Source organism: Deferribacterota bacterium (assembly GCA_034189185.1).
Lineage (GTDB): Bacteria > Chrysiogenota > Deferribacteres > Deferribacterales > UBA228 > UBA228.
In genome coordinates this window covers 1-16,615 of the sequence record JAXHVM010000027.1, presented here as the reverse complement: position 1 = coordinate 16,615, position 16,615 = coordinate 1, and the positions used below count along the sequence as shown (strand labels likewise).

The 16,615-nt window shown below is 30.8% G+C and carries 17 protein-coding genes; all 17 read right to left on the bottom strand.

Annotation, left to right across the window (positions count from 1 at the left end; genetic code table 11):
- Window positions 1–229: hypothetical protein (locus SVN78_03420; protein MDY6820656.1), on the bottom strand; the 229-nt coding region annotated here is incomplete at its 3' end.
- The gene (locus SVN78_03415) at window positions 222–614 is read right to left on the bottom strand and encodes a response regulator (GenBank protein ID MDY6820655.1); all 393 of its coding nucleotides are present in this window, start codon (window positions 612–614) and stop codon (window positions 222–224) included. The genes SVN78_03420 and SVN78_03415, both read right to left, overlap by 8 nt.
- Window positions 615–1,442 (bottom strand): FliM/FliN family flagellar motor switch protein, encoded by an 828-nt coding sequence (locus tag SVN78_03410; GenBank protein ID MDY6820654.1) that lies wholly within the window; start codon window positions 1,440–1,442, stop codon window positions 615–617. It lies immediately after the preceding gene.
- Window positions 1,435–2,457, bottom strand: a complete 1,023-nt coding sequence (gene fliM, locus SVN78_03405) for a flagellar motor switch protein FliM (GenBank protein MDY6820653.1) — start codon at window positions 2,455–2,457, stop codon at window positions 1,435–1,437. The genes SVN78_03410 and fliM overlap by 8 nt, the downstream gene beginning before the upstream one ends.
- A gap of 44 nt (window positions 2,458–2,501) precedes the next feature.
- Entirely contained in the window at window positions 2,502–3,596 is a 1,095-nt protein-coding gene (locus SVN78_03400) for a chemotaxis response regulator protein-glutamate methylesterase (GenBank protein ID MDY6820652.1), read from the bottom strand.
- Window positions 3,586–4,299: a FliA/WhiG family RNA polymerase sigma factor gene (locus tag SVN78_03395; protein ID MDY6820651.1), complete on the bottom strand. Its 714-nt coding sequence runs from the start codon at window positions 4,297–4,299 to the stop codon at window positions 3,586–3,588. The genes SVN78_03400 and SVN78_03395 overlap by 11 nt, the downstream gene beginning before the upstream one ends.
- Window positions 4,300–4,303: 4 nt before the next feature.
- Window positions 4,304–4,510 carry a hypothetical protein gene (locus SVN78_03390; protein ID MDY6820650.1) on the bottom strand — a complete coding sequence of 69 codons (207 nt, stop codon included), beginning with the start codon at window positions 4,508–4,510 and terminating at the stop codon, window positions 4,304–4,306.
- The gene (locus SVN78_03385; GenBank protein ID MDY6820649.1) at window positions 4,503–5,351 is read right to left on the bottom strand and encodes a MinD/ParA family protein; all 849 of its coding nucleotides are present in this window, start codon (window positions 5,349–5,351) and stop codon (window positions 4,503–4,505) included. The genes SVN78_03390 and SVN78_03385 overlap by 8 nt, the downstream gene beginning before the upstream one ends.
- Window positions 5,351–6,544 carry a flagellar biosynthesis protein FlhF gene (gene flhF / locus SVN78_03380; protein ID MDY6820648.1) on the bottom strand — a complete coding sequence of 398 codons (1,194 nt, stop codon included), beginning with the start codon at window positions 6,542–6,544 and terminating at the stop codon, window positions 5,351–5,353. Before flhF ends, SVN78_03385 begins: the two co-directional genes overlap by 1 nt.
- On the bottom strand, window positions 6,541–8,613 hold the full coding sequence (gene flhA, locus SVN78_03375; protein MDY6820647.1) for a flagellar biosynthesis protein FlhA: 2,073 nt from the start codon (window positions 8,611–8,613) through the stop codon (window positions 6,541–6,543). Before flhA ends, flhF begins: the two co-directional genes overlap by 4 nt.
- A gap of 3 nt (window positions 8,614–8,616) precedes the next feature.
- Entirely contained in the window at window positions 8,617–9,684 is a 1,068-nt protein-coding gene (gene flhB / locus SVN78_03370; GenBank protein MDY6820646.1) for a flagellar biosynthesis protein FlhB, read from the bottom strand.
- A complete protein-coding gene (fliR, locus tag SVN78_03365; protein MDY6820645.1) occupies window positions 9,684–10,463 on the bottom strand; it encodes a flagellar biosynthetic protein FliR in 780 nt (259 codons plus the stop codon). Before fliR ends, flhB begins: the two co-directional genes overlap by 1 nt.
- A 15-nt stretch (window positions 10,464–10,478) precedes the next feature.
- Window positions 10,479–11,459 carry a dihydroorotate dehydrogenase-like protein gene (locus SVN78_03360; protein MDY6820644.1) on the bottom strand — a complete coding sequence of 327 codons (981 nt, stop codon included), beginning with the start codon at window positions 11,457–11,459 and terminating at the stop codon, window positions 10,479–10,481.
- An 11-nt stretch (window positions 11,460–11,470) separates the two neighbouring features.
- Window positions 11,471–13,555: a DNA translocase FtsK 4TM domain-containing protein gene (locus SVN78_03355; GenBank protein MDY6820643.1), complete on the bottom strand. Its 2,085-nt coding sequence runs from the start codon at window positions 13,553–13,555 to the stop codon at window positions 11,471–11,473.
- Window positions 13,546–14,334, bottom strand: coding sequence for an undecaprenyl-diphosphate phosphatase (locus SVN78_03350; GenBank protein MDY6820642.1), 789 nt, complete (start codon window positions 14,332–14,334; stop codon window positions 13,546–13,548). The genes SVN78_03355 and SVN78_03350 overlap by 10 nt, the downstream gene beginning before the upstream one ends.
- Complete coding sequence (locus SVN78_03345; protein MDY6820641.1) at window positions 14,335–16,011, bottom strand: AarF/ABC1/UbiB kinase family protein; 1,677 nt, start codon at window positions 16,009–16,011, stop codon at window positions 14,335–14,337.
- A 44-nt stretch (window positions 16,012–16,055) separates the two neighbouring features.
- A partial coding sequence (gene amrA, locus SVN78_03340; GenBank protein ID MDY6820640.1) for an AmmeMemoRadiSam system protein A occupies window positions 16,056–16,615 on the bottom strand: 560 nt, incomplete at its 5' end.

Here is a 16,615-nt window from a genome sequence, read left to right as displayed (position 1 = left end):
TTTTATTTAATTTATCTACATGTGTAAATATTTTATTAACAGTGCTCTTATTAAGCTTTCTTGCATCTTCTAATAATATATCAAAAATATTAAACTTTAAAATCTCTTGTCCTACCACTTCAGTTACTTCTTTAAGAGACTTTATCTTATCAAAATAGGACCTATCATATCCCTCTTCATTTATCTGTTTGGCAATATCTAACAATCTATCTATATCATTTTCATTCATCTTTTAAACCTAATAATTTAAAAACCTTAGTTTTTAAGGTATCAGGTGTAAAGGGCTTAACAATATAATTATTCACACCATGCTTTAAAGCCGTTAATATATCCTCCTTTGCTGCCTCTGTAGTAACCATCAAAACAGGAATATTCTTATATTCATCAGATGATCGAATTGCTTTTAAATACTCCAACCCATCCATCTCAGGCATATTCCAATCGAGAATAATTAAATCTATTTGCTCATCGCTTTTACCCATCACATCCAAAGCCTCTACACCGTTACTACCTTCTAAAAAATTTTTAAAACCTAGCTTTTGCAATGTGTTTTTAATTATTCTTCGCATTGTTAGTGAATCATCAACAACCAATATGTTGTGGTCATATTCCATTTATACCTCCTTATCTGCCAAATGTTTTATTCTTTCATCTTTCTTTAATATCTCTTTAATCTTTAATCCGAAATAACCATCGGCAACAACAACTTCGCCATAGGCTATAGTCTTATTATTTACAACCAATTCAACTGGCTCATTAACAGATTCTTTTAGCTCGATTACATTTCCACTTGTAAAATTAAGCAGATCCTTTAGGTATACCTTAGTTGTACCTATTTTAACAGCAACAGGCACCTCTATATCAAGAAGCATATCAATATTACGAGCCCCTGTACCACCTTCTTCTTTATAGGCATCATTAGTTCCAACATGATCTTCCAATTTGCTATTAATAAAAAATACAAAACCTATATTCTCTGAATCTATATTACAACTGAAAGATATTGCAATATATTCATTTTTAAAGGTATTTACTAGCCTCTCATCTACATTAAGTATTGAATTAGCTTTTAAATCGATCTTTTCGCCAAATTTCTCATAGAAAGGGACATTAATACTGCTAGTAATCTGCCTCAATAATTCTAATGCAGCATCTATCTTTTCATCAGAAAAGAGTTGTTCCTTCTTATACTCACCTGTTAACATTATATTTGATAGACCAATTAAATCCTCCCTTATAAAAAAGAATCCCCCCTCTAGCTTATGTATGTTATCATAAACCTCAGCTATTGCTTCATCCATAAATTTTTCAGAAAACATATCAATTTTAAAAACTCCGCTACTAGTAATGTTTACTTCAATCTCTCTATTAGCTATTGCTTCTAATGCCTCTTCTATTTGTTCCTTTAACAATTCAGCTAAATCTTCAATAAAATTATTCATTTTCTTTTTCTCTGCCAATTTTTATATCATATTTAGATGGTAATATATCTTTAATCTTTACCGCCTTTTTCGTTCCTGATTTACCTAACTCACAAGTATATTTATATACATTTTCTACATATAATTCAAAGGGTTCATCAACCTTCTTATCAAAAACTATAACATCATCTTTAGTTAGTCCCATCACATCCTTTATTGGTAAAATTGTCTTACCCATATTAACTTTTAAAGATACCTTGGCATCCTCTAATAATTTTAATACTTTATCACCAAATACACCCTGTTTAAATCTTTTTGCTCCAATCAGCCAATCTTGTGAGCTAAGTTTTGGCAATAATGGTTCAATTGTAATGGTAGGATAACAAATATTAATCATACCTGAAGCTTCACCAAGTTTCACATCAAATACAACCAAAACTACAACCTCGTTTTGTGCAACAATCTGAACTATTTGAGGGCTATTCTCACTAACTTCCTTCCTAAATTTAATATTAGGAACTATCTGTTTCCATACATCTTGCAAATCTTTCATAATTATTGATATTAAATTATTAATAATATCCTGCTCCAGTCCCGTTAATTCTCTAATTTTATAAAGAGGCTCGCCTGACCCACCTAACAATTTATCTATTATTGGATATACGAGGGATGGATTTATTTCTAAAACAATATTTCCCTCTAATGGCACCATACTTAATATATTAAAACTAGTTGGATCTGGTAGCGACAACAGAAACTCCCCATAGGTCATTTGGTCAATACTTATTAAATTTATATCTATTATTGTTCTTAAGAAAGATGACAAACTTGAGCTGAAATTTCTTGCAAACTTATCATGTAAACTCCTTATAGATCGGAGTTGTTCCTTTGATACTCTGTCAGGCCTTCTAAAATCATAGGCTGATACCTTCTTTGGGACAAAATCCAATTCCTCATATTTTTTCTCCTCTACACCCTCTTCAGCAACTGCCGACAATAATTCGTCAATCTCTTCTTGTGATAATATTTCAGCCATAAAGATTACCTTTTTACTATATTATATACACTGCATTTTATTCTTCAATTAAAAGCACAATATTTTACAATCTCTTCTGCAATTTTATCTAGAGAAACAACCCTATCTGCTAATTTACTCTCTACAACTGCCTTAGGCATCCCATAGATAACACAGCTATCTTCATCTTGAGCTATCATAGCCCCACCTTTCTGTTTTAATAGTTTAGCTCCCAACAAACCATCTTTCCCCATACCGGTCATAATTACTCCTAGTGAGTTACCTTCATAATTATTTGCAATCGATGTAAAGAGTACATCAACGCTTGGAATATATAACAAATCTCTAGGCTCATTAGTTAATTCTGTATAATAATGGGGGCCAACTTTCCTAACTTTCATATGGTAGCCACCTTTAGCAATATAAACTACATTCTCTTCTAGCTTTTCTTTTCCTTGAGCTTCAACAACAGACAATTTGCTCAACATATTTAGTCTATCTGCAAGAGATTTAGTAAATTTTGGAGGCATATGTTGGACTACAAGTATAGGCACCCCAATATCATTAGGAAGCTTTGATATAACTCTTTGTAAAGCCTGCGGTCCACCCGTTGAAGTACCAATACCAACTATCTCAATAGCCACTGCAGATACTTTTTTCTCTTCTTCAGCTACGATAGTAGTTTCCTTCTTAATTGTTTTTACTTCCTCATTTTCTGCTGGAGCTGGTTTTCTGCTCAATTTAGCTTTATGACGTCTTCTGCCAAAATATTTAATTTTAGCAACTAAATCTTCTTCTATTTTTAATATCCCAAAACTTGCGTAAGTTTTATCCTTTGTAATAAAATCTACTGCACCTAACTCCAAAGCATCAAGGGTAATCTTAGCTCCCTCAGTGGTTAAATGACTTACCACAATTACTGGCCTTGGATAATCTCTCATAATTATTTTTAAGGCCTCCATGCCATCCATTACGGGCATTTCTATATCCAATGTTACAACATCTGGATCTAATTCAGCTATTTTTTCAATTGCTTCTTTGCCATTTCTTGCATGACCGACAACATTAATCATAGGATCTTTTGCAATCATATTTTCAATAGCCTTCCTCATAAATGCTGAATCATCAACAATTAAGACATTTATTTTATCAAATGGCATTTTTAAGACCTCTTTTAATCTTCTTAATAGCCAAAGAGTGTAGTTGAGAAACCCTTGACTCAGTTATTCCTAATACATACCCAATCTCTTTCATAGTCAATTCCTCATAATAGTACAATGTTATAACTAATCTCTCTTTTTTTGGTAATTCATCAATCTTTTCTCCCAATAGTGTTGTAAACTCTTTTTTCTCTACAACTGTGTCAGGAGATTCAAAATAACTTTTAACTAAATCAACCAAATTTGTTCCGCTATCTTCAGATAGTGTAACGTCTAAACTGCTAACATTATTATTCTCTAAAAGATAGACATATTTATTAATAAATTTTTTATCAACACTAACATAATCTATTATTTCATCATATCTAGGTTTCCTGCCCAGCTTTTTACTTAATTCTTCAATCTCTTGTTCTAATCTTTTCAAATTTGTCCTAACATTCCTTGGCAAATGATCTAATCTACGTAGTGCATCAAGTATTGCACCTCTTATTCTCTTTTCTGCATAATTATCAAAACTAATAGCCCTCGACTCACTATAATTATTCAGTGCTTCAACTAAACCCAGATATGCTGCAGAATAAAGTTCGTCTATATCAACATGATCGGGCAGTATATTCTTGAATCTAAGGACAATATACTTTATCTTTGGTAAAAACCTAAAGGCTATTTTATTCTTTTCCTCTGTAATATTTGTCATGTTCATTTATCTAAAACATCTCTTTATAATATTTAATTATAATAGTTAAATATTTTAACAGTAACCTACATATAACATATACTATAATAAATACAATAAAATCCCTTATTATAAAAGATATCTCCAACCTAGCTGTAATGATTTTAAAAAAATATGATGCCATAAAAACTAAAACAGCAATTAAAAGTGCTAAATAATCATAAAATTTATTATCCATTCACCCTTTTACCTTTAAAGAAATTGTAAAAATTAAATCTTTTACTAACTTTTCTCTCACCGGCAATCTTATTAGCTATAGATAACAAATCCCTTGAATATTTAGTTTTAGGCATTGATTCACATATTAGCTTTTGTCCAATAATAGCCTTGTCAATATCTTTATCTTCTCTAATTGTTCCCAAATATTCTAGATTCACATTTAAAAACTTATTAATTATCCTCTTCAAGTTTTCATAAACCTTAACATCTCTACCAGCGCTTTTGACCCTATTTAAAACTAAATAAGCACTATCTACATTCTCTTCATGATTTACCACCTTGATTAATGCATAGGCATCAGTTATTGCCGCCGGTTCTGGCTGGGTAACAACAACAAAATAATCTGCTAGAGATGCAAACTTAATGACAATGTCAGTAATTCCAGCTCCTGTATCAAAGATTATATAATCGTAAGTTTTATCTAAATCTATGAATATATCAATTATTTTGTCTATTTGCTCATTTGATAATTCGCTTAAATCAGAAAATCCACTTGACGCTGGAATAACATCAAATCCAAAAATATTTTTTGCTATAATCTCAGTAAAATCTACTTTTCCAAAGAGATAATCCCTAATATTATTTTTAACATTTAGATTTAATAAAACATCTACATTGGCTAAACTGATATCAGCATCAAAGACAAGAACTTTTTTCCTCATTTGTGACAGAATATAAGCTAAATTTACCACAAAATTAGACTTACCAACACCACCCTTGCCACTTGAAACTGATATATAGATTGATTTCCTTTTTTGTTCCCACATCAATTTTCTTAGTGGTTTTGCCTGGTCATTCATTATAAATCCCACACTTTTGGTATATCATTTAATATATATTTAGCAATTTTCTTGCCATTGGGTATTTCTAAATCCTCAGGAACATTCTGACCATCAGTTAAAAACAATAAAGGTGCCTTTTTTATAATAGGCATGTTTACTAATGGCCCAAAATACTTAGTTTCATCTAGCTTTGTAAAAATAAGATAATCTGGCTTTAAATTATTATATCTGTCAAAGGTATCATACAATTCTTCATGGTTGCCACTCATTGATAAAACTAGGGCTATTTTAATATTTGGGGCGACATCCATATACCTCCTAAGTTCTCTAATTTGAGAGTTTTCATATTGACTTCTCCCTATCGAATCAATTAATAAATAATCATAATCATTACATTTATTCAAGATATCCCTCAATTGTTCTGGAGTGTTAACCACAAAAAAGGGTACCTCTATAATCTCAGCATATATTTTTAATTGCTCTATAGCCCCTATTCTAAATGTATCTAGGGAAATGACACCAACTTTTTTTTGTTTTTTTGCAGCTAGTATTGCTGCTAATTTTGCTACAGTGGTGGTTTTGCCAACACCTGTTGGGCCTCCAATAATTAATGCTCCTCCTCTTATATCTTCAAAACTATCCTTACTAATTGGTGTAATCTCAGCTAAAAGATGCATTATTATATTCTTTAGCTTTAATCTGCCTATATCGTTTTCTACTCTATTTTCAAGCTTCTTTAACAATTTATATGCAATAACCTCATCTAGGCCATTTCTAATTAATAACCTATAAAATTCCTCAATATGAGGATTTAAATCCACAACTGATTGTTTAGACATAAAATTTTTCATCTCAGCCAATTGGTACTTTATACTCTGTATATCATTAATCAAGTTTTCAAATTTTGTTAATCCCAATGTTTTCAAAACTTCTGTAAATTTATCTATATCTACCTGATTATCTTTATATAATTTATCTTCTTTTTTATAATTACTTTTATAATTATCTTTATTTAAATCTTTGTTTTTTGATGTTTCTCTAGAATAATCAACAGCAGCTGTGACTTCCAATAAAGGCCTCGAAAAAAGACCAAACATATTATTCTTTACAATCTTCCTTGTTGTTAATATCACAGCCTCTGGCCCTAAATCTTTTTTAATTATTGAGATTGCCTCTTTCATATTGTAAACTTCATATCTTTTTATTTTCATATATCAATCTCCAATGTTCCAAGAGACTCAATGATAGCATCCTCACTTATTTCATTGTGAGAAATTATATTTAAATTTGGTATAAATCGCTCTATAAATCTCCTTATTGGCATCCTTATTAGAGGTGAAACAACTAATATAGGTGTTAATCCCTGTGATATTATCTCTCCTACTTTGCCCATTATAGCCTTAAGTATTTTTTGAGCATTTGCCGGATCTACTACAACCTCTCTTCCTTCATCAGTTTCTTGTATGTTATCAGCTATAAATTGCTCGACCTTAGATGCAAGGGTAAATATGTATAACTTGTTATCTCTACTAAGTAGTGACTCAGTAATCTGTCTCTTTAATGCCATTCTAACCTTTTCAATTAAATCATCTATCTTCTTTGTTTTACTCCCATAAGTTGCCAATACTTCTAATATAGTCTTTAAGTTTCTTATAGAGACTCTTTCTTTTAATAATTGTTTCAATATTAAATTCACTGTTCCAAGATCTAGTATGTTAGGGATAAGGTCATCCACTAATTTTGGAGCCTTCTCTCTAACCTTATCTAACAATTCTTGGGTTTCTTGTCTACCCAATAGCTCATGAGCATTATTTCTAATTATCTCTGATAAATGCGTAATAATAACTGTTTCAGGGTCTATTATAGTATAGCCTTCCATCTCTGCTTTCTCTCTATCACTCTTATTAATCCATTTTGCATCTAAACCGTAAGCTGGTTCTTTTGTTTTAATACCCTCAATCTTGTCTAAATCACCTTCTGGATTCATCACTAAAAATTTATTAACGTAAACATGTCCACTTACAACTTTCGCTCCTTTTATAAGAATAACATATTCATTTTGCTCAAGTTGTAAATTATCTCTTATCCTAATTGGTGGAACAATAAAACCCAATTCAGAGGCAATCTGTTTTCTTAAAGATTTTATTCTCTCAAGTAATGTCCCACCCCTTGATGCATCAACTAGAGGTATTAGCTCGAAACCAATCTCTATTTCCATTTGATCTACTTCCAAATAATCCATAATGTCTTCTTCTTTTTCTTCTTTCTCTTCTTCTCTCTTTTCAACTTCTTCGTGAACCTTTTCCGCCCTACTTGATATATAAGCAATTATAAATAGAAAAGTGGCTATAGCAGTAAAAGCTAACGTAGGAAGGCCTGGAACCAAAGCTAAAAATAACAGTATAAAACTTGATATATAGAGAACTTTTGTATTCTGGAACAATTGGCTAACTAACTGACTACTAAGTTCAGATATTTCAGCTGCTCTTGTAATAACAATACCTGCTGCAGTAGATACAATTAATGCAGGGATCTGTGAAATCAATCCATCGCCTATTGTTAGGATTGTAAAAACCTGGGCTGCTTCACCTATTGTCATGCTATATTGTACCACCCCTATAATTAAACCTCCTATAATATTAATTGCAGTAATCAATAAGGAAGCAATCGCATCGCCCCTAACAAACTTTGAGGCACCATCCATTGCGCCATAAAAATCTGCTTGTTTTTGGATCTTCTCTCTTCTTTCTTTAGCCTCAAGCTCATCAATAAGACCAGCATTTAGATCAGCATCAATACTCATCTGCTTGCCTGGCATAGCATCCAATGTAAATCTTGCTGCAACCTCTGCAATTCTCGTTGCACCCCTTGTTATAACAACAAAATTAATAATAACTAATATTGTAAATATAATAAAACCAACTACATAATTGCCGCCAACCACAAATTGGCCAAAAGCTCTAATAACCTCACCAGCAGCAGAAGCACCTTCTGATCCAAAGAGTAGTATTCGCCTTGTTGTTGCAACATTCAATGCTAGCCTAAAGAGAGTCACAATAAGTAATACTGAAGGAAATGTAGAAAACTGAAGTGGTTCTAAAATATATATTGAAACTAATAAAACTATTATGGCAATACTCAAGCTAATAGTTAATAGTATGTCTAACAATAAAGCTGGTAAGGGTAATACCATAATAACAACTATAGCTAACACCCCTACAGGCATTAATACGTCAAAATTCACTAATCTTCTTATTGCGCTAGTTCCTGCATCCGCCATTTTCTATACCATTCTCCTGTTTAAATTATAAACAAATGCTAACACCTCAGCAACAGCTTTATATAAATTTTCAGGAATTTCACTACCAATATCAACTGAGTCAAACAATAATCTCGCAAGATTTGGATCCTCATAAACTGGTACATTATTATTTTTAGCAATTTCTTTAATTCTAAGGGCAATAAGATTCTGCCCCTTAGCAACAATCTTAGGAGCATTATCCCCTCTAGAATCATACTTCAAGGCAATTGCATAGTGAGTGGGATTTGTAATAACTACATCAGCTTTTGGCACTTCTTCCATCATACGTCTTCTTGCCATCTCTCTTTGTAAACTTCTTATTCTTTGCCTAATCAGCGGATCACCTTCCATTTGCCTTAATTCCTCTTTAACCTCCCTTTTAGACATCATCAAATCCCTTTCATGTTGCCATTTTTGATAAGCAAAATCCATAGCTGCCAAAACCAATATAACTAATGCTATATACAAAAAGATTTTAAAGATCAATTTACCCAAATACAAAAGCGTAAAATTTATATCAGCATTAGTAAGTGAAGCAATATCATCAATCTTTCCTTTCAAAATATAATATGCCACAGCTCCAACAACAAATATTTTAAACAATGATTTTCCAAGTTCAACAAGACTCCTTTTAGAGAAAAGATTTTTAAACCCATTTATAGGGTTTAATCGCTCCCATTTTGGTTCTAATGCTTTTGCGCTAAATATGAATCCAAATTGAACCACATTGGAGAGAAAAGCAGTTAATATAATAATAAAAATAAAGGGCAGAAAAACAATTAGAGCTTTTAATAAAAAATAATTAAATATATAGTATATAGAATCAGTATCGATATTAAACCTATAGGTCTGCCAAGTTTCAAAGAAAAAATCCTTCATAACCTCTAAAATATTTGTTATATAGAAATAGAAAAATAATGTTGTAATAAGTAATAATAAAGCTGAGGGTAGCTCCCTACTTTTTGCAACATTCCCCTTTTCTAAAGCTTCCCTTCTTTTCTTTGGAGTAGCCTGCTCAGTCCTTTCTTCTTCATCCCTTCTTTCAGGCATTATCCACCTATCAGCTTTAATACATTATATATATTTTTAAAGTAATCTTGTATTACTGGCTCAAAGGCTATATAAAAAAGCTTTAGGCTAAAGCCCAACATAATCAAACCAACAGCAATCTGAAGAGGGAAACCAACTATTAATAAATTTATTTGAGGCACAAGCCTTCCAATTATACCCATAATCACATGAACAATAATCATAGTAACAAATACAGGTGCTACAAGTTTTATTGCTATAACAAATATATAAGAAAAGTATTTAACTATGTATAAAAAGCTCTCTCTTGAAAACATAAAAGAACCCAGCCCTACAATATCAAAAGAATCAGCAATAGCCTTTATAATCATTAAATGTCCACCTATGCTAATAAATATTAAAATCATAAGTATGTTTTGAAACTGAGCTACTACTGAGGCTTGAACATTACTTTGTGGATCAATTACATCAACAACTACAAAACCCATTTGAAAACCTATGACATGACCACCAAACATAATACCTGCAAAAATAAATTGGCCTAATAAACCCAAAGCTATGCCAATTAATAATTCTTTTATAATAATTATAAATAGTAGTAGAGTATCAATATATTCTAAGGTAACATCAGGTATTAGGCTATATAAAATATAGCCTAATATAAATGAAAAAAAGAGCCTTAACCTTGGATCAACAGAAAAACTACCATAAACAGGCGCAGTAAAAAGAATACCACTGACCCTTGCAGTAATAAATAGATAATTTAAAAAACCATTAATACTTAATGGCAGGGAGAACATTAAACTTTAACAATATTATTTAGACACATATTTACCCAGGGCAACTTTATAGTACTGTAATCTTTCAAAGGCCTCTATATTCTTTTTATCCATTATAGCTTTACCCTTTATATCCTTTATACTCTCAATCTTTAATGATTCCATTAAAAACGAAAGTTTATCTAAAAGCTCATTTACAAAGGAAAATCCTTTTTCATAAATAATAGAAACAATCTCTACAGCCGAGGAACCAGCTAATATTTGCTGTAAAATCATTTTTTCATTCTTAATGCCTGAGGATGCTATAACGTCAATATCTATCTGACTATTAATTATACCAACCCATCTTAAGGTATCATATGCATACTCTTCGCATGTTCCTTTAAAATATGGCTCTAATTGCATATTCTCTAAGTTAATCTGCCATTTATAATATCTATTAAATAACACAGCCCCGTCAGCACCTGCTTCTTTTAATCTCTTTACTATATTAGGTATTGACGTAAAATGGGGACTAATTTTTACAATTATAGGTATATCAACAGCCTTGCTCACTGCAGATACTACATCTATATACTTTTGTTCATTCTTTCTAGGGTTATCATCTACATTAAAAGATAAATATGATATATTCAACTCCAAGCCATCAGCACCATATTCTTCAATAGAGCTTGCATAATCTACCCACCATTTAGAGCCTACACAATTAACACTGGCAATAATTGGTATATCCGTCACAGTTTTGGCTTCTCTTATGAGATCTAAATATTCTTTTGAACCATACTTAAGATCAACATCTGATAATGCATAATCAAATCCTTCTGGATGTATAAATTTAGAACTATTTTCCATGCTAGATTTTAGTTCTTCCTCAAACAGCGATTTTAATACGATTGCTGAAAAACCAGCTTTGCTAGCCAATTTAATACCACCTATATCAGATGTTAACGGGCTACTCCCTAAAATTATGGGGTTACTTAAATTTAGACCTACACATTCAGTGGTTAACCTATTCATTATCTTCCTCTCTAAATTAATACTTTCCTTGGTTTAGAAGTACCATCACTAGGAGTTATTATACCTTTTTTCTCCATAAGTTCAACAATCCTAGCTGCCCTATTATAACCTATCCTAAAATGCCTCTGTATTAATGATATTGATACCTCGCCTTTTTGTTTCACAAACTCTAATGCTTCATAATATTTTTCATCTAACTCTTCTTCTTCGGATTCATCAATTTTTTCTGACGTTTCTAATAAATCCATATTATAGTTTGGCTCACCAAGTGTTTTTAAGTATTTGACAATATTCTTCACTTCCCTCTCAGATAAAAAACAACCGTGTATTCTAATTGGATTACTTGTGCCAGGGGGCAAAAACAAACTATCACCTTTACCTAATAACGTTTCAGCACCATTTTGATCAAGTATAGTCCTTGAATCTACTTTTGAAGAAACTCTAAATGAAAGTCTTGCTGGCATATTGGCTTTTATTATACCAGTTATAACATTAACTGATGGTCTTTGAGTTGCCAACACTAGATGTATGCCAACAGCTCTTGCCATTTGTGATATTCTTATTACAGCCTGTTCAACCTCTTTACCTGCTGTTAGCATTAAATCAGCAAATTCATCAACTATCACTACTAAATAACTCATTTTATCACTACTCTCTGCATTGTAAGACTCAATATTTCTACTTTGTTTTTCCGCTAAAATTCTATAGCGCCTTTCCATCTCTATTACTACATTCTTCAAAACATTAGGTGCAGTTTTAGCATCTGTTACTACTGGGGCAGCCAAATGTGGTATTCCATCATATACCATTAATTCAACCATTTTAGGATCTACCATTATAAATTTCACTAATGAAGGGTCAGATTTAAATAAAATTGATGTTATAATTGAATTTATACACACTGATTTGCCGCTACCCGTTGTGCCTGCTATTAATAGGTGTGGCATATTCCTTAAATCAGCTATAAAAGGCTCTCCTGAAACACTTTTACCTAACGCTATAGTTAGTGGAGAATTACTATTTATAAACTTTTCTGTCTTAATAAGCTCGCTAAAAGCCACAGTTTCCATAATTTTATTTGGTAATTCAATACCTATAACAGATTTACCTGGAATAGGAGCAATAATTCTAACACTAAGAGCACTCATAACAAGGGCAATATCATTTTCTAGGTTTGTTATTTTATTTATTTTTACCCCCGCTGCAGGTTCAAACTCATATAGCGTAACAACTGGACCTGGATTAAATCTTCTAACCTTTCCAAGAACACCAAAATCTCTAAGGGTTTGTTCTAGCTTAACACCTTTCTCCTTTAACTCACTATCTTTTATCTTATAGTGGGTGTTTGTACTTTCATCTAATAGTTGAGCTGGCACATTATAAACATTAGAAACTGAGCTGTTTCTAATATTAAGCTCCTTTTTAACAGTATTTATTTCTTTATTTATCTTCTTATTTTTAACCTCTTTTATCTCATTTCTCTTATTAGCAATTCTATTTGCGTAATCTAATTTATTTTTTTTTTTAATTTTTAAAAAAGGCAAATATTTCACCGATAGAATATCTTGTAAGTAAGGCGTGGAAACCATAAAGACAAAAAAAGTCAACAACAATAAAAAAAATATTAGTATCAGCCCCCCAACATTACCAAATAAGTTTGCTAAAACATCCCTTGCAATTAACCCAAATATGCCACCTATAGATTTATCAAATACATTTAACTCTGGGTACAACATAGCACTTAACGCAGATAATTCAATTAGCAATAATAATAAGGCGCTTACAGAAAATATTAACTTAAAGAGATCAATAACTCCTTTCCTATAAAAAATTATTGAAAAAATCATAAAAAAACAAACAAAGGGTATAAAAATACTAGTCCATCCTAAAAACCATAATAATATATCTGAAATATATGCACCAAATTTACCACATATATTTTCAACCTTTTGATCAAAATTAGTGAAGACTATATGGCTAAAGGAGGGATCACTACTTGAATATGAAAGAAGTGATAAGAGAAGAAAAAACCCTATAAAAATAAATAAAAAAATAACAAAGTTTAGCAATAAGTTATAATTTTTATCTAAAGCCATAGTATACTATATATACCTAATAGTAAACAATATAAAGCAAAAATTCTAAATTTTGCAAGTTTCACAACCTTTAAGACAATGTAGATAGCAAATAAACCTGATAAAAAAGAACTTATAAAAGCAAATAGATATATCTTGTATTCAATTAATTGCAAACCTTGGATTTCATCTATCTTTAAAATTAATGCCCCTATAATTGAAGGTATTGACAATAAAAAAGAAAACTCTGCTACAGTTTCCCTTCTAATATTCATCATTAAACCACTTGATATGGTAATGCCACTTCTAGATATACCAGGAAATACTGCAAAACCCTGAGCAATACCTATTATAAAAGATTTTACTAAAGTCAACTCTCCATTAGTCTTAAAAAAATCTGAAATTATTAAAAAAATAGATGTAATTATCAAGCAATATCCAACTAACTCTATGTTATTAAAAAGCATATTAATATATTGATTGAGATAAAAACCTATAAAAGCTGTTGGTATAGTACCAATAATGATGCTATAAATAAATCTTTTATTTTCATAATAATAAACTCTATATTTATCATTAAATACAACCAACAAACCTTTAAATATATTAAACAATCTCTTTCTAAAGTATATTAAAACAGACAATAATGTTGCCACATGCAACAATACCTCTAAAATGATCCCCTCATAATCTATATTTAACAGTTTTTCCGTAATTACTAAATGAGCAGAACTACTAATTGGCAAAAATTCTGTAAAACCTTGAATAATACCCAAAATTAATCCATCTAATAACTCCATCTAGAGTTTTCCTGACCGCAATATTCCAACAGCTAGACCCAAACCAAGAACACCAGCAATGAGAAACCCAATTAATCCAAAAATTGGAATATTAAACAATTTAGGCCCAACACCAGTATAAACAAAAATAGAGGAGGCCAAAATAGTTGCCCCAATAATAACACTAAATGATAGTTTGTTGCTCGCTTTACTAATATCTGTGGCAAAACCATCTAAACCTTTATGTACAAAATTTATCGTTATTCTATCTTTTGCAAATTTCTCAACCAACATTGAATAATCGCTTGGTAACCTATCAACTAATTTAATATAATCAAAAACTACATCTCCACTCTTTGAGAATAGATATTCCAGCCTATACTTTTCTTTTATAATTCTATTAGCATAGGGTCTTAGTTCAGCTATAGCATTAAAATCTGGAGATAATTTCCTGCCATAATACTCTAAAAAAGAAAATGTCTTTATAATCAATATATAATCCCTAGATAGCTTTATATTATACCTTCTAGATAATTCCATAAAATTATAATATAGCTTATTCATATCTATTCTCTTTATTTCTTTGTCATATACAGTTAACAAAATATCAAATAAATCATTTCTAAAACTTCTTATATTGGTATCTTCTTTTAAAAGTCCATATTTTCGTAATTCATTAGTAAGCCCATCAACGTCAAATTTAATTATAGCTATAAACAGATTGCCTAAATGCACAAGTAATTGCTTGTCGACCTTACCGATTATACCAAAATCAAGTAAAATAAGTTTTCCGTCACCACTTATTAAGAAATTACCAGGATGTGGATCAGCATGGAATATATTATGTTCAAAAACTTGTTTTAAATATATATTAACACCATATTTAGCAATAAAACCAGTATTAATACCTTTATTTTTGAGATCTGATACATTGTCAATAGGTATCCCTTCTAAGAACTCCATTGTAATTATATTATTACTTGTATAATCAAAGTATACTTTTGGTATCTTCAAGTTTTCTTCATTTTTAAAAAAATTCCTAAAATCTTCAATATAGTTAGCCTCTAGTACAAAATCTAATTCTTTAAGTAGCTGACTAGCAAATTCATCAGCTAATTCTAGAAAATTAAACCTTCTTGCCTCAGGAAGATACTTTTGCATTCGCCTGGCCAACCACTTAATTATTTTTAAATCAATCTTTATCCTATTTGTTATACCTTTTCTCTTTACCTTCAGTGCAACAATATCACCATTTTTAAGTCTTGCTCTATGAACTTGTGCTATAGATGCTGATGCCACAGGTTTTTCTTCAATATAATCAAAAATCTCATCTATATTTTTTTTAAAATCCCCTTCTATCACTTCCTTAATTTGCTCAAACTCCTGAGAGGCAACACTATCATTTAGTTTCCTCAGCTCCTTAATATAATTTTCTGGCAAAAGCTCTGATCTGATTTGTAGAAATTGACCAACCTTAATAAAGGTAGTTCCTAATGCTTCTATTAACTGCCTTAATCTAACCTCTGTAGGTATTCCTTTCAGATAACCCAATCTTCCTAAAGTAAAAATTTTTGCAATATACCTTATTACTTTTGATAATTTTATGTCTTCTAGATAATTTATAAAACCGAATTTAATAAACAAAAAAAGAATTTCTCTTATTCTGGCAAAATAAGTAATTTTTTTGGCATTATCCATAGTAATTATATATGAAACTACAAAAATTATTTAGCTTTATATTCTTATTCCCCAAACACAATGGCACTAAATTTGTAAATAGCAAATTTTGGGTCATTTAAACCATATTTCTTCCACGCATCTGCAGGAAGTCCAGCTTTCAAACAGGTATAAGATAAAAATGTTTCTCTATCCCAATTATTTTCCACTGCAACCTGTGGCAGCAATACTCCTGAATTATAGCCCATTACAACATATAAACCATCTCTACCAATCTCAATTTCATTAAAATCACTTAGTTTTACCATTGGGGTTAATACAGAGATCTCTATATCAATACTATTTAACTCATCTTTTCTCAATGGTGGGAACCTTGGATCTCTAAAGGAAGCTTCAATTGACATTAACACTACATTATTATAGATATATTCATTAAAATTAAATGTACCAATACAACCTCTTAAATCACCTTCTTTTTTTAATGTCACAAAACAACCACTTTTAAAATTTAATTCAAGGGGAATTTTATCTTTATCTATTCTCAATATTTCTTTATTCTCTAAATAATAGCCAATTGTTTCTCTAGCTAATCTTAATAAAAAATGTTTTCCACTATCAGATAAAT